The 13,567-nt window shown below is 72.9% G+C and carries 16 protein-coding genes; 8 read left to right on the forward strand and 8 right to left on the reverse strand.

Annotated elements, in window-relative coordinates; translation table 11 throughout:
* Positions 1–174: 174 nt before the first annotated feature.
* Positions 175–249 (forward strand): 50S ribosomal protein bL37, encoded by a 75-nt coding sequence (locus tag ACGFH9_RS00725; protein ID WP_369814844.1) that lies wholly within the window; start codon positions 175–177, stop codon positions 247–249.
* A 118-nt stretch (positions 250–367) separates the two neighbouring features.
* On the opposite strand, the gene rsrA is transcribed toward ACGFH9_RS00725, so the two are convergent.
* The 5 genes from rsrA to ACGFH9_RS00750 all read right to left on the reverse strand — a co-directional run bounded on the left by rsrA (position 368) and on the right by ACGFH9_RS00750 (position 3,706).
* The gene (gene rsrA / locus ACGFH9_RS00730) at positions 368–655 is read right to left on the reverse strand and encodes a mycothiol system anti-sigma-R factor (protein ID WP_355237248.1); all 288 of its coding nucleotides are present in this window, start codon (positions 653–655) and stop codon (positions 368–370) included.
* Position 656: 1 nt separating this feature from the next.
* Entirely contained in the window at positions 657–1,484 is an 828-nt protein-coding gene (locus ACGFH9_RS00735) for a sigma-70 family RNA polymerase sigma factor (protein ID WP_393213299.1), read from the reverse strand.
* 215 nt (positions 1,485–1,699) lie between these two features.
* Entirely contained in the window at positions 1,700–2,353 is a 654-nt protein-coding gene (locus tag ACGFH9_RS00740) for an alpha/beta family hydrolase (RefSeq protein WP_393213302.1), read from the reverse strand.
* Between the two features lie 53 nt (positions 2,354–2,406).
* A complete protein-coding gene (locus ACGFH9_RS00745) occupies positions 2,407–2,799 on the reverse strand; it encodes a WhiB family transcriptional regulator (RefSeq protein WP_355237240.1) in 393 nt (130 codons plus the stop codon).
* A 196-nt stretch (positions 2,800–2,995) separates the two neighbouring features.
* On the reverse strand, positions 2,996–3,706 hold the full coding sequence (locus ACGFH9_RS00750) for an SOS response-associated peptidase (protein WP_393213306.1): 711 nt from the start codon (positions 3,704–3,706) through the stop codon (positions 2,996–2,998).
* Between the two features lie 101 nt (positions 3,707–3,807).
* Here ACGFH9_RS00750 and aroA point away from each other — a divergent pair, with 101 nt between their 5' ends.
* The 4 genes from aroA to ACGFH9_RS00770 all read left to right on the forward strand — a co-directional run bounded on the left by aroA (position 3,808) and on the right by ACGFH9_RS00770 (position 8,031).
* Positions 3,808–5,106 carry a 3-phosphoshikimate 1-carboxyvinyltransferase gene (gene aroA, locus ACGFH9_RS00755; protein ID WP_393213309.1) on the forward strand — a complete coding sequence of 433 codons (1,299 nt, stop codon included), beginning with the start codon at positions 3,808–3,810 and terminating at the stop codon, positions 5,104–5,106.
* A gap of 255 nt (positions 5,107–5,361) precedes the next feature.
* Positions 5,362–6,270 (forward strand): ribosome small subunit-dependent GTPase A, encoded by a 909-nt coding sequence (rsgA, locus tag ACGFH9_RS00760; protein ID WP_393214193.1) that lies wholly within the window; start codon positions 5,362–5,364, stop codon positions 6,268–6,270.
* Positions 6,271–6,298: 28 nt separating this feature from the next.
* Complete coding sequence (gene hisN / locus ACGFH9_RS00765) at positions 6,299–7,117, forward strand: histidinol-phosphatase (RefSeq protein WP_393213312.1); 819 nt, start codon at positions 6,299–6,301, stop codon at positions 7,115–7,117.
* A 59-nt stretch (positions 7,118–7,176) separates the two neighbouring features.
* Complete coding sequence (locus ACGFH9_RS00770; protein WP_393214196.1) at positions 7,177–8,031, forward strand: hypothetical protein; 855 nt, start codon at positions 7,177–7,179, stop codon at positions 8,029–8,031.
* A 73-nt stretch (positions 8,032–8,104) separates the two neighbouring features.
* Here the strand turns inward: ACGFH9_RS00770 and ACGFH9_RS00775 are convergent, their stop codons facing one another.
* Positions 8,105–9,304, reverse strand: a complete 1,200-nt coding sequence (locus tag ACGFH9_RS00775) for a glycosyltransferase (RefSeq protein ID WP_393213315.1) — start codon at positions 9,302–9,304, stop codon at positions 8,105–8,107.
* 204 nt (positions 9,305–9,508) lie between these two features.
* On the opposite strand from ACGFH9_RS00775, the gene ACGFH9_RS00780 reads away from it, so the two are divergent.
* Together ACGFH9_RS00780 and ACGFH9_RS00785 are read left to right on the forward strand one after the other, a co-directional pair.
* Positions 9,509–10,507, forward strand: a complete 999-nt coding sequence (locus ACGFH9_RS00780) for an SDR family oxidoreductase (protein WP_393213318.1) — start codon at positions 9,509–9,511, stop codon at positions 10,505–10,507.
* A 51-nt stretch (positions 10,508–10,558) separates the two neighbouring features.
* A complete protein-coding gene (locus tag ACGFH9_RS00785; protein ID WP_393213321.1) occupies positions 10,559–11,131 on the forward strand; it encodes a DUF5709 domain-containing protein in 573 nt (190 codons plus the stop codon).
* A gap of 63 nt (positions 11,132–11,194) precedes the next feature.
* Here the strand turns inward: ACGFH9_RS00785 and ACGFH9_RS00790 are convergent, their stop codons facing one another.
* Both ACGFH9_RS00790 and macS read right to left on the reverse strand, forming a co-directional pair.
* On the reverse strand, positions 11,195–11,842 hold the full coding sequence (locus ACGFH9_RS00790) for a response regulator (RefSeq protein WP_393214199.1): 648 nt from the start codon (positions 11,840–11,842) through the stop codon (positions 11,195–11,197).
* A 14-nt stretch (positions 11,843–11,856) separates the two neighbouring features.
* Positions 11,857–12,981 carry a MacS family sensor histidine kinase gene (gene macS / locus ACGFH9_RS00795; protein ID WP_393213324.1) on the reverse strand — a complete coding sequence of 375 codons (1,125 nt, stop codon included), beginning with the start codon at positions 12,979–12,981 and terminating at the stop codon, positions 11,857–11,859.
* A gap of 120 nt (positions 12,982–13,101) precedes the next feature.
* Here macS and ACGFH9_RS00800 point away from each other — a divergent pair, with 120 nt between their 5' ends.
* The gene (locus ACGFH9_RS00800; protein ID WP_393213327.1) at positions 13,102–13,542 is read left to right on the forward strand and encodes an ATP-binding protein; all 441 of its coding nucleotides are present in this window, start codon (positions 13,102–13,104) and stop codon (positions 13,540–13,542) included.
* Positions 13,543–13,567: the final 25 nt, after the last annotated feature.

Genomic DNA, 13,567 nt, shown 5'->3' on the forward strand with positions numbered 1-13,567 from the left:
CCAATCACGCGAGGCTGGGGCATGGGTGCGCAGCGGCGCGGGTCGCCCCCGGGGGAAGGGACGAGGTGGCGGCCGCACTACCATCAGCGGGTCGGACCCGACGCCGGGCGGCCGGTGGGTGCAACCGGCGAGGCCGCGCGCAGCGCGGATCCGACCCATCACGAGGAGGTCAGCATGGCGAAGAAGTCCCGCAAGAAGAAGGCCCGTAAGAAGAGCGCCGCGAACCACGGCAAGCGTCCCAACTCCTGAACGCGCCGACGGGCCGACGCGCCCGTCACCGGTCAGTCCCACCCGGCGCAGGCCGGGTACGCCGGCGGCCCGGGTCGAGATCGACCCGGGCCACCGGTGTTTCGTCGTACGCCGACGCTCAGTCGGCCAGCTCACGGGAATCGCTGGTCTCGAAGACCACCAGCTCGGTGAGCTTGACCCGCAGCCGCTCACGCAGCTGATCCGGCGCGGTCTCGTTGCCACAGCAACGGGCGACAAGTGCCCGGACCTCCTGCTCGAGCCCGTACTCGCGCAGGCACGGCCCGCACTCGTCGAGGTGGTGCCGGATCAACGTGCGCCGCTCGTCGGCGCACTCGAGATCCAGGTAGAGGTAGACCTCCGCGAGCACCTCGCGGCAGTCCGTCTCGTGCGGCTCTCCACAGCTCACGTCACACCTCCCGGCCGGCAGCGGCGGCGGTCGAGCCCTTCGCGGACCGGGCCGGGCTGAAGCCCCGCTCCGAGGCGTACTGCTCGAGGAGCTTGCGCAGATTACGACGGCCGCGGTGCAGACGCGACATCACGGTGCCGATCGGCGTGCCCATGATGTCGGCGACCTCCTTGTAGGAGAAGCCCTCGACGTCGGTCAGGTAGACGGCCAGGCGGAACTCCTCCGGCAACTGCTGGAGGGCCTCCTTCACGTCGCTGTCCGGCAGCCGGTCCAGAGCCTCGGTCTCGGCCGAGCGCAGACCGCTGGAGGTGTGCGACTCGGCCTCGGCGAGCTGCCAGTCGGTGATCTCCTCGGTCGGCGCCTGGATCGGCTGGCGCTGCCGCTTGCGGTAGGAGTTGATGTAGGTGTTGGTCAGGATCCGGTAGAGCCAGGCCTTCAGGTTCGTGCCCTGCTCGAACTGGTGGAAGGCCGCGTACGCCTTCAGGTACGTCTCCTGGACCAGGTCTTCGGCATCCGCCGGGTTACGCGTCATGCGCAACCCAGCAGCGTAGAGCTGATCGACGAATGGCATCGCGTCCCGCTCGAACCGGGCCCTGCGCTCGTCCGTCTTCTCGGTGGTCAACCGCACATCCCCTCGCGTCGGATGCTTTCCCGCCGAGGATACGCGCACGGACCCGCCCGCAGATTCACTTCCGGCCGGTGTGCTCGTGCTCACCGTACCCACCCCGCCCGGTCCCGCTGTCACGGGCCAGTCCGGACCATCCAACAGCCGTCGTAGCTGCCGGGCGTCCCGCTCGTCCCGTTCCAGGCTTCGTGTCTCGGTCGGCACCGGTCACCCCCCTCGCAGAAAAGTCGTCCGGGGTTGGTAACGCGAGATGACCACTGGGGCATTCCGTCCGGCTCTCCCGTTCCTGGTCCCGGCCCCGGTGGCACCGGCGCTGGGACCAGGAAGGGCCTGGGAGGACTGGCACCGCCTGTCCGAATCGGTCCGACGGCGCCACCGGTTGCAACGACCCGCGCCCGGCACCGGAAACGGTCCGCCGGTCAGTCGGCCGTCCAACCGTGGGAGCGCAGCCACTCCCGTACGACGATGGCCGTGCCGGCCGGATCCCGCCGCAGGTCGTGGGTCTCCCCCGGACGGCTCACCACCCGCACGTCCGGCCCGGACGCCGGCATTCCGAACGGGTCCCGGTCGCCGTTGACGACAAGGGTGGGCAGGCCGGTGGCGAGTTCGGCGGCCCGGGAACGCTCCGGCCGGCCGGGTGGGTGCAACGGAAAGGCCAGCGCGACGACGCCGGCCGCGCCGACCGCGCCCGCCGTCCGGCAGGCCACCCGCGCGCCACTGGAACGACCGCCGACCAGGATCGTGGGTACGTCGGCGTACCGCTCGCGCAGCACGGCCAGCACCGCCGTCCACACCTCGTCGAGGTGCCCGGCCGGTGCCGGCGCACGCCGGCCGGCGACCCGGTAGGGCTGTGTCACCCGGACCACCACGAGGCCGGCCGTGACCGCCGCGTCCCGTACCGCGAGCAGGTCGGGGGCGTCCACGGTGCCGCCCGCCCCGTGCCCGAGCACCAGCAGGGCTGCCGGCGCACGAGCTGGCGCGACGATGGCCGCGCGGTCCGGCGGCCCGACCGGCAGGTCGGTGTCGATCCGCGCCGGACCGCGCGGGGTGTCGATGTCGTCGCTGGGCAGCACCGGCCCATTCTGCGCCGGCCCGGCCGGTCACCGGGATCGGTTCGCCGCGTTGGTCAGCTCAGCGGCACCAGTGTGAGCAGGCGGTCGCGCACCGGTGGGCCGGCGTCGTCGACCGCGTCCGGATCAGGCTCGACCTCACCGCGCCACGCGACGAGCATCGCCCGCCGCTCGCGAGGCGTGGTCGCGCCCCACACGCCGTGGCAGTCGCCCACCTCCAGCGCCCACGCCAGACAGGAACCCTGTACGTCGCAACTGCGGCACAGAGCGACGGCGGCGTCCGCCGGTTCGTTCGGCGCCGGAAAGAACGTCTCCGGATCGACGCTCTGGCACGTGCCTCTGGTGCGCCACGCGTCGTCCTGTCGGCGTTCTCGTAAGGCCCGTAGCAGCCGCGGATCTCTGCGTGCCGCAGCCACCTCGTGCGGGCGGGGCATACGCGCCCGTGTCATTTCCACCCACCTCCCCCGTGGGACCGGCAGGATCGGTGAAGTCGTCCGCCCCGTGCGAATCGACAGCCACTACCGGCGCTGTGTTGTATCGCACTTTCGGACACGAGGACAAGGGGCTTTCGAGAACATGGCTGAACGGCCAGGCGACGAATCGATCAGAACCTGGCAAATCGGTTCCCGACGATGCCTCTCATTCTCAGAACAGGGTCAGCTCCGGCGGGGACGACATCGACGGGACGGACACCCGGGCCGTCAACTCCGGGCCGTCGTTGCGGACGTCGCCCACGGCCGGCCCGACCGGGCGGATCTCCAACCCGGCGAGGAGGTCGGGCGACGCGGACGTGAGCAGGCGCTCGGGCTCGTCACACGGCGTCAGCCACGACGACCACCGCTCGGGCTCCAGCAGCACCGGCATCCGGTCGTGCACCTCGGCCAGCTCGCCGACAGCCGCGGTGGTCAGCACGCTGAAGGTGAGCCGACTGTCGGCGCCGGACTCCCAGACCGACCAGATGCCGGCCAGGGCGAGCGCCGAGCCGTCGGCCGGGGTCATGAAGTACGCCTGCCGACCGCCGTCGGGTTGACGGACCCACTCGTACCAGCCGTCGGCCGGAACCAGGCAGCGACGCCGGGCGAACGCGCCGGCGTACGCCCGGCTGGTGGCCACCGTCTCGGCCCGCGCGTTGATCATGCGCGCCGCGCCGGCGGCGGACCGGGACCAGTGCGGCAGGAAACCCCAGCGGGCGACGCAGAGACTGCGGTGCCCCTCGGGGGTGAGCCGGACCAGCGGAACGGGATCGGTGGGCGCGACGTTGTGATCCGGCCGGATCACCCCGTCGGTGTCGTCGGACGACTCGAACAGGGCGCTCAGCTCACCGGCGTCACGGGTCGTCGCGTACCTGCCGCACATGCGTCCACGCTATCCCTCAGGGGCCCCGCCTGCTGTCCCGCCAACCGGGAGTACGACCGCCGGTCGATGCCTCCCACCGGCCGGCACGGCAGAATGTAACCGTGGGGAATCTGACCGCGACCCGGCCGCCGCAGCCGTGGACCGCACCGACCGCATCCGACCCGGTGGCGGCGACGCTGCGCCTACCCGGTTCCAAGTCGATGACCGCGCGCGCCCTGGTGCTCAGCGCCCTGGCCGCCGGGCCGTCGACCCTGGCCGAGCCACTGCGCGCCCGCGACACCGAGCTGATGTCCGCAGGTCTGCGTGCGATGGGCGCGCACGTCTCGATCAGTGACGATGAGCGCTGGCTGGTCCGGCCGCACCCGCTGGTCGGCCCCGCCCACGTGGACGTGGGGCTGGCCGGCACCGTGATGCGGTTCCTGCCGCCGGTGGCGGGCTTGACCGACGGGCAGGTCACCTTCGACGGCGACCCGTACGTCCGCACCCGCCCGCTCGGCCCGCTGGTCGACGCGCTGCGCTCACTGGGCGTCCGGATCGACGTCACCGGCTCGGGCAGCCTGCCGTTGACCGTGCTCGGCGCCGGTCGGGTCACCGGCGGAGCGGTGGTGATCGACGCCTCCGCGTCCAGCCAGCTGGTCTCCGGTCTGCTGCTGGCCGCTCCCCGCTTCGACAGGGGCCTCGTGGTGCGCCACGTCGGCCCGCCGGTGCCGTCCGCGCCACACCTACGGATGACCGTGCAGATGCTGCGCGCTGCCGGTGCCGCCGTCGACGACAGCACCCCCGACGTGTGGACCGTCGAGCCCGGCCCGCTGACCGGGCGCGGCTGGGAGATCGAGCCCGACCTCTCCGGCGCCGTGCCGTTCTTCGCCGCCGCCCTGGTCACCGGCGGCGAGGTGACCCTGCAGGGTTGGCCGCACCGCAGCGCGCAGCCGGTCGACCGGCTCCGCACGCTGCTGCAGCAGATGGGCGGCGAGGTCACCCTCTCCACCGGCGGGCTCACCGTCCGGGGCACCGGCGTGGTGCGCGGCGTGACCGCCGACCTGTCCGACGTCGGCGAGCTGACCCTGGTGTTGACCGCGCTGGCCATGCTTGCCGACTCGCCGTCGGTCTTCACCGGCGTCGGGCACATCCGCGGCCACGAGACCGACCGGCTCGCCGCGCTGGCGCGGGAGTTCGGCGGGCTCGGTGCCGACATCACCGAGACACCGGACGGGTTGGAGATCCGGCCCCGCCCACTGCGCGGCGGAGTCTTCCGCACCTACCAGGACCACCGGATGGCGCACGCCGCAGCGGTGGCCGGGCTCGCCGTTCCGGGCATCGAGGTGGACGACGTGGGGTGTACCTCCAAGACGATGCCCGAGTTCCCGGCACTATGGTCAGCGATGGTGACCGGAAAGTGAGCGTCCGTTCCCGGACGCTCACTGAGCGCTGACGCGAGAAGGGGACGGGTCCTGGCGACCAAACGGCGGGAGTACGACGAGGACGACGTACGGGTCCGGCCCGGCAAGTCGTCGCGTCCGCGTACGCGCACCCGACCCCAGCACAGTGACGCGGTCGACGGCTTCGTCATCGCCGTCGACCGGGGCCGCTACCAGTGTGTGCTGGCCGGCGCCGAACGCGGCGTGGCCGGGGCCGAGCTGCCGACGGTGACCGCGATGCGGGCCCGGGAACTGGGCCGCAAGTCGGTGGTCGTGGGTGACCGGGTCAGCCTCGTCGGGGACACCTCCGGCGCGCAGGGCGCTCTCGCCCGCATCGTCCGGATCGCCGAGCGCCGCTCGGTGCTGCGTCGCACGGCGGACGACGACGAGACCACCGCCGAGGGCCGGTTGGAGCGGGTCGTCGTGGCGAACGCCGACCAGTTGGTGATCGTCAGCGCGCTGGCCGACCCGCCGCCGCGTACCGGGTTCATCGACCGCTGCCTGGTGGCCGCGTACGACGCCGACGTCGAGCCGCTGCTCTGCCTCACCAAGGCCGACCTGGCCGGGCCGCAGGAGGTGCTGGGCTACTACACGGAGCTGGAGCTGCCGTACGTGCTCAACCGGCCCGACTCCGACCTGGGCGCGCTCCGGGCACTGCTGAGCGGCAAGGTCTCGGTACTGGTCGGGCACTCCGGGGTGGGCAAGTCGACGCTGGTGAACCGCCTCGTCCCGGAGGCCGCGCGCGCCGTCGGCGTGGTCAGCGCGATCGGCCGTGGCCGGCACACCTCGACCAGCGCCGTGGCGCTGCGGCTGCCACCGGTGCCGGGTGTCGACACCGACCCGGGCTGGATCATCGACACCCCGGGCATCCGCAGCTTCGGGCTGGCGCACGTCTCCGCCGACAGCCTGCTGCACGGCTTTCCCGACCTGGTCGAGGGCACCGTCGACTGCCCGCCCAACTGCCAGCACACGGCCGACGAGACCGACTGCGCCCTGGACGCCTGGGTGGCCGCCGGCAAGGCCGACCCGCGCCGGCTGGCGTCGTACCGCCGGTTGCTCGCCTCGCGGGCCGGCGACGGCGACGCGCGCGGCGACAGCGACCAGCGCGGCCCCGGCGAGGACGACCGGCGCGGGCCCGACGAGTGAGCCGGCGGGCGTCGGCTAGGTTGCCGGCATGACCGGGTACGCCAACGACCTCGCCCTCGCCCACCTGCTCGCCGACCGCGCCGACGCCATCGCCACGGCCCGGTTCCGGGCGCTCGACCTGCGGGTGGACACGAAGCCGGACCTGACACCGGTCTCCGACGCGGACACCGCCGTCGAGCGGGAGATCCGCGCGCTGCTGGCCGAGCACCGGCCCGGCGACGGACTGCTCGGTGAGGAGTACGGCGCGGACCCGGCCACCGACCTGCGTGGTCGCCGGTGGATCGTCGACCCGATCGACGGGACCAAGAACTTCGTCCGTGGGGTGCCGGTGTGGGCCAGCCTCATCGCGCTGTACGACGGCGACCGTCCGGCGGTCGGCGTGGTGTCCGCGCCGGCGCTGGGGCGGCGTTGGTGGGCGAGCGCGGGCGCGGGCGCGTACGCCGGTCCCGGTCCCGACGCTGGCGAGCGGATCGGCGTGTCCGCGGTACGCGACGTCGGCGACGCGAGCGTCTGCTACTCGTCGTTGACCGGGTGGGAGGACGCCGGCCGGCTCGACGCGATGCTCGACCTGTTGCGGGCCGGCTGGCGCAGCCGGGCGTACGGCGACTTCTACGGCTACGTGCTGCTGGCCGAGGGCGCGCTGGAGGTGATGGTCGAGCCGGAGCTGTCCCTGTGGGACGTGGCGGCGCTGGTGCCGATCGTGACCGAGGCGGGTGGCACGATCACCGATCTGAGCGGTCGACCCGCGCCGACGGGCGAGCCCGGCACCGAGAGCAGCGTGGTGGCCACCAACGGTGTGCTGCACGCCGACATCCTCGCCCGCCTGGATCGACCAGCCGAGCGCTGACTCACGACAACCTCTATCCTCGCCAGGTGGTCTCCTCCGGCTGGTGCTTCCTCGCGGCGATGATCGTCGCGTACGGCTTCGCCAACCTGCTCCAGTCGGTGGCCGCGGCCCGCACCACCGTGCACCACACCTTCGATCCGGGTCTGCTGCTGAGACTGGCCGGGCACCGGACGTACCTGGTCGGGCTGACCTGTCAGATCGGCGGTTTCGTGCTCGCCTTCCTGGCCCGGCGCGATCTGCCGTTGTTCCTGGTGCAGGCGAGCGTGGCGGCCGGGCTCGGGGTGACCGCCATCATCGGCGTACTGGTGCTGAAGTGGCGGTTGCCGATGGCGGAGGTGGCCCTGCTGGCCCTGCTCTTCGCCGGGATCACCGCGTTGGTGCTGGCCGCCCGGCCGGCGCCGTCGAAGCAGCTCGGCACCGCCGGCTCGGTGGCCCTGCTGGTGGCGCTCGGTGTCATCGCGGTGCTCGGCGTCTTCGCCGTCCGGCTGCACGGCGCGCCCGGCTCGGTGGCGCTGGGCTCGCTGGCCGGGTTGGCGTTCTCCTCGGCCGCCGTCGCGGCACGCCCCCTGGCCTCCGCGCCGTCGGCCGAGGCGTTCCTCGCCGACCCGCTGTTCTACCTGCTGGTCGCCCACTCGATCGTCGGCCAACTGCTGCTCGGCCTGGCCATGCAGCGCGGCTCGACGACCGCTGCCGTCGCCGCCATGGACGCGGCCGGGGCGGTGCCCGCCGCGATCGTCGGCCTGCTGCTGCTCAACGACAAGATCTGGCCGGGGCGGGAGTGGCTGGCCGCCGTCGGCTTCCTGGTCACCCTGGCGGCCGTGATCGGTCTGACCCGGTACGCCCAGCCGCAGCAGCACCGCTCGAAGGCGCACCGCCGCGACCGGGCCATGGCCGGCGTGGGCCGGCCCGTCTGAGCGAGAAGCCCACCACGCCGGTGAGCGAGCAGCCCACGCCACACCGTGCGGGCGTGGCGTGGGCCGTGTCGTCTCAGGCCTCGACGGGCTTGCGGCGGCTCACCACCCGCTCGTAGAGGCGTTCCAGTGCACCGGCGGTCCGTTCCCAGGTGTAGCTGCTGCGGACCCGGTCCACTGCGGCGTGCCCGTAGGCGAACCGGCCGGCGTTGTCGGCGAGCAGCCGGCGCAGCGACAGGCCGAGGGTCCGGACGTCGCCGGGTGGCACCAGGCGGCCGGTGACCTCGTCGACGACGGCGTCCGCCAGGCCACCCATCGCGTAGCCGACGACCGGCACCCCGCAGGCCATCGCCTCGAGGGAGACCCGCCCGGCGGAGGAGTAGTGCGGGGTGCAGGCCACCACGTCGGCCGAGCGGTACCAGGTCGCCATCTGGTCGTGCGGCACCGCCCCGACCAGGCGTACCTGCTCGGCTACCCCGGCGCGCTCGGCCAGCTCGCGCAGGCGGCGCGACTCCGCGTGGTGGGACAGTTGGTCGGCCGGTGGACCACCGGCGATCACCAGTTCGGCGTCGCCGACCAGTCGCATCGCCCGGATCAGGTCGTCCTGGCCGTGCCCCGGGGACAGTCCGCCGACGGAGAGGATCCGGGCCCGCTGTTCGCGCGGGGCCGCCTCGCCGTCCGGATGGAACTGCGCGATGTCCACGCCGGCCGGCACCATCGCCACGGAGGTCCGTTGCAGACCCATCCGGGTCAGCTCGTCCACCTCGTCGTTGGACTGGGCGACGGCGATGTCCACCGCCCTGGTCAGCGCCCGTTCCAGCGGGATGCGCTCACCCGGGCCGTCGTACCCGCCGCCGAGGTGACGGAGTTGCTCCACGCCGAGGGAGTGGAAGGTCTGCACGACCGGGATGTCGGTCTCCCGGACGGCGTGCGCGGCGGCCAGGCCACCGATCCAGTAGTGCCCGTGCACCACCTCGGGACGCCAGGCGCCGCCCCACTCGTCGGTCAACCAGCGGCCGAACTCGGTGACGTGCGGTACGAGCCCGGCCGTGGGCAGGGCGGTCGGAGAGCCGACGGGCACCCGGTGCACCCGGTAGCCGTCGACGTCCGCCGTCGCCGGCAGGGCCGGATCGTCCCGGCGCTCGTAGATCCGGACATCATGGCCTCTGCCGGCCAACTCGGCGGCGACCCGTGCAATGTGTTGTCGGGTGCCGACCGGCGGGCCGTCGGCGTGCCGGTACGAACTGCTGTGCGCGCAGACGAGGCCGACGCGCATGGGTCACCTCCCTGCGATCTTTTCCTCGGCGGTCCCGGTCAGAGCGTCCCATTAACCTGCGGGACCCGAGCCGAAACCCGGCAGATCGGTAACAGTCACCGCGAGTGCCACCGACACTTGCGCCACGGCAATCACAGCAGCCCCGATTCGGATCGTCGACGGCCGGTGGGAATGACCAGGCCCGACCCGGGGTACCGCTGGTGAATGCCGCTGACCCGGAGCCTCGACGACTCGACCGTGGTGATCACCGGCGCGTCCAGCGGGATCGGCACGGCAACCGCGTACGCGCTGGCCCGCCGTGGCGCGGCCGTGGTCCTCGCCGCCCGCAGCGAGCAGGCGCTGGGACAGGTCGCGCAGCGCTGCCGACAACTGGGCGGCCGGGCGTTGGCCGTACCGACCGACGTGACCGACCTCGAGTCGGTCCAGCACCTGGCCGAGCGGGCGGTGGTCGAATTCGGCCGCGTCGACGCCTGGGTGAACAACGCCGCGGTGAGCGCGGTGGGTCTGTTCGACGAGATCCCCGTCGCCGAGTTCCGGCGCGTCCTGGAGGTCAACCTGCTGGGCACCGTGCACGGCATCAAGGCCGCGCTGCCGCACCTCGAAGCGGCCGGTGGGGGCGTGCTGGTCAACAACGCGTCGGTGCTGGCCGAGGTGGCGATGCCGTATCAGTCGGCGTACAACGCCGCCAAACACGGCATCCGCGGCCTGGCCGACACCGTCCGGCAGGAGCTGCGGGTCACCGGCCGGGGGCAGATCTCCGTCTGCACCGTGCTGCCGGCCACCATCGACACCCCGTTCTTCCGGCACGCGGCCAACCACACCGGCCGGGAGTTGGTGCCGCCCCCGCCGATCTACCCGCCGGAGGTGGTCGCCGAGACGATCGTGCGGTTGCTGCGCCGACCACGCCGCGAGGCGTACGCGGGTGGGGCCGCCCGGCTGCTCGGCCTGCAGTGGCGCTTGGCCCCGGCGCTGGTCGAGCGGACCCTCGGCTGGTACGCCCCCCGCGCCCAGTTCGGCCCGGGCGTCCGACTGGACAGCACCGGCAACGTGTTCCACGCCGACGGTCAGGCCAGCCACGACGGTGGCTGGCACGGTCGACGACGTCAGTTGGTGCGGATGACGGCAGCGTTCGGTCTCGCCGCCGCCGGCACCGCCGTCGGCACGATGGTGGCGATGAACCGTCGGTCCCGCCCCGACCGCTGATGACCGGCCGTGCTCCGGTTACGGCGGGAGGGCAGCGGGTAGTGATCAGACATGCGCGACAACGAGTACCCGACCCCCGTGTCCGACACCGAGGCGCAGGGCCTGCCCGACACCGCCGATGACGACTCCACCGCCAACGACGACGTGCTCACCGGGCGCGAGGCGGACGGCCCGGACCCGGCCCAGTTGCCCGGCGACCGGACCCCGGTGGCGGTGGACCGCTTCGGGACGACCGCCGAGGAGCAACTGGACGGGGAGTCGTTGGACTACAAGCTCGGTCGGGAGGTGTACGAGCGTCCGGTGGACGACCCGCTCGCCGGCCCGGTCGACCCGAAGATCGCCTTCGAGGCGGAGAACGAGGCCGCCGCGGCGGAGGCCCAGCTCGACGCCGACGTGATGGACCCGGGGCCGACCTCGGATCCCAACTCGCCGGTCTCCCTCTACGACCACGGTCAGCTCGGCACCGTCGCCGACGCGACGGTGGGCCGGCTGGTGGAACCGGACGAGGGGGCACACACCGACCAGGAGACCGATTCCGTGGCGTACGACGCCGGTTCGGCGGGTGGCGGGGCTACCGCGGAGGAGCTGGCCATCCACGAGACCGAGCCGCCGCGCTCGGTCTGAGTCTTGGGCGTGTGTCAAGGCCCTTGACCCGCCGCAGGCCGGCCAAGGGCTTTGACACACGCCCTAGTCGTCCAGGCCACGCTCGATGGCGTAGCGGGTCAACTCGACTCGGTTGTGCAGGTGCAGCTTGCCGAGCGTGTTCTGCACGTGGTTCTGCACCGTACGGTGGGACAGGCCGAGCCGCTCGGCGATCTGCTTGTACGACATCCCCTTGGCCACCAGGCGCAGCACCTCCGTCTCCCGACCGGTGAGTCGGGGCGTCCCCGGCTCACCGTCGTCGGCCATGCCCGCGTCCGGCCCGGCGGCCAACCGGCGGTACTCCCCCAGCACCAGTCCCGCCAGACCGGGCGTGAAGACGGGAGCGCCGGCGGCGGTGCGGCGTACCGCGTCGAGGAACTCACCGGGCGCCGTCGACTTCACCAGGTAGCCGGTGGCGCCCGCCTTGACCGCGTCGAGCACGCTCTGCTCCTCGCCACTGGCACTGAGCATCAGCACCCGCACGTCGGGCAGGACGGAACGCAGCCCGACGACCACCTCGACCCCGGAGATGTCCGGTAGTTGCAGGTCGAGTACGACCACGTCGGGTCGAACGGCGGCGGCGACACGGATCGCCTGCCGCCCCTCGCCGCTGGTAGCCACCACCAGGAAGCCAGCCTCGGCCAGATCCCGGGACACGCCCTCGCGCCACATCGGATGGTCGTCGACCACCATCACCCGCACGGCGGTCACCGCTGCGTCCTCGGCACGGTCAGCTCGATCTCGGTGCCGGCGTCGGGGCTCGACATGATCCGGACCGTCCCGCCCAGGTCGGACACCCGACCGCGGATCGACTGGGTCACGCCGAGCCGCCCCTGCGCGGCGGCCTCGGCCAACCTGCCCTCCGGGATGCCCGGCCCCTCGTCACGGATCGACACGGTCACGGTCTCCCCCTCGTCCTCGATCAGCACCCAGGCCCGCCCTCCGGCGTGGTGGCCCACATTGTCCAGAGCCGCCCCGGTGGCGGCCGCCAACTCGCCAGCCACCTGCCGGGGCAGGGTCACCGGGGTCGCCGGCGCGGACAGCGACACCGCCGCCGACGCGTACCGGCCGAGCAGGCCACGCAGGTCCACCGCGTCCGTCCCGGTCAGCGCGGCCGGGGTGGCGTCGGCGATCAGGGCGCGCAGTGCGGCCTCCTGTTCACCGGCGAGCCGGGCCAACTCGCCGGCCTCACCGGGCAGGTGCGCACCGCGCCGCTGCACCAGCGCCAGCACCTGGAGGACCGAGTCGTGGATGTCGCGTGCCAACCGCTCCCGCTCCCGGGTGGCAGCCTCCAGCTCCACCGCGTGTTGCAGGCGTTCCTCGGCGGTCGCGGCGAGCCGGGCGACGTGCCCGACCACCAGCCCGGCGAGCAGCAGCAGGATCACCCCGGTGAAGGAGGACTGGCCGATCCGCTCCCGGGTGGCCAGGTCCGCGCCGGCCACCAGCAGCGCGGCCACCGTGCCGCGCCGCCGGCCTCCGGAGACGGCCCAGGCCAGCACCGGGCCGGCCATCCAGGCCACCCCGAGAGTGGGTACGCCGTGTCCGAGCGCCTGCCGTCCCACCACCCACGGGCTGGACAGCACGATGGCGATCACCACGCCGAGGTCGACCAGCAGCAGCGGCCAGCGACGCCAGGCCGGCCGGGCGTACGCGACGGCTGTCACTCCGGTCCAGATGATCATCAGCAGTACCAGGGCGCCGACGGCGATCGGATGGTCGTACCTGTCGACGTCGCGCACGGCGAGCGCGCAGACGTACCCGAGGGAGGCCAGCCGGAACACGGTGAGCGCCCGCCAGAGCGGCACCTCGAAACCACCTGGCGGGGACGGCATGGCGGTCAGGATGCCACAGCCGGGTCAGCCACGCGGGGGCCACGACGTGCGGTGCGAGAAACGCTGACGTACGGTTGAAAAGCCGCGAAATACTCCGAGATCCGCACCCGGGACAGGGCCATGACGAATGCAGATCCGCACGCACCGCGTACGGTTGTGCCCATCGAACCCGCCCTCCTGATCGCCGAGGCCTTCAACCAGGCCCAGGTGACCGAGATTCGTCACTCGGTCACCTCCTGCGCGCACGCCTGCGGTCTCGACGGCCAACGACTGGACGACTTCGTGCTCGCCGTCAACGAGCTGATCACCAACGCCGTGCGGCACGGCGGTGGACGCGGGTGGCTGCGGCTCTGGCAGGAGCCCGGTGAGCTGCTCTGCGAGGTGGCGGACCACGGGCACGGCATCACCCCGCAGCGGCTCGGCGACCGGAGCCGCCCCGCCCCGGACACCGCCGGAGGGTGGGGTCTCTGGCTGGCCCGCGAACTGACCGCCGCCATGGAGATCGCCACCAGCTCCGCCGGCACCACGGTCCGCATAACCGCCACCCTCCCCACCCCCTAACCCCACCCCACCCCGTCGCGTCGAT

The organism is Micromonospora sp. NPDC049102, from assembly GCF_043197485.1.
Taxonomy (GTDB): domain Bacteria; phylum Actinomycetota; class Actinomycetes; order Mycobacteriales; family Micromonosporaceae; genus Micromonospora.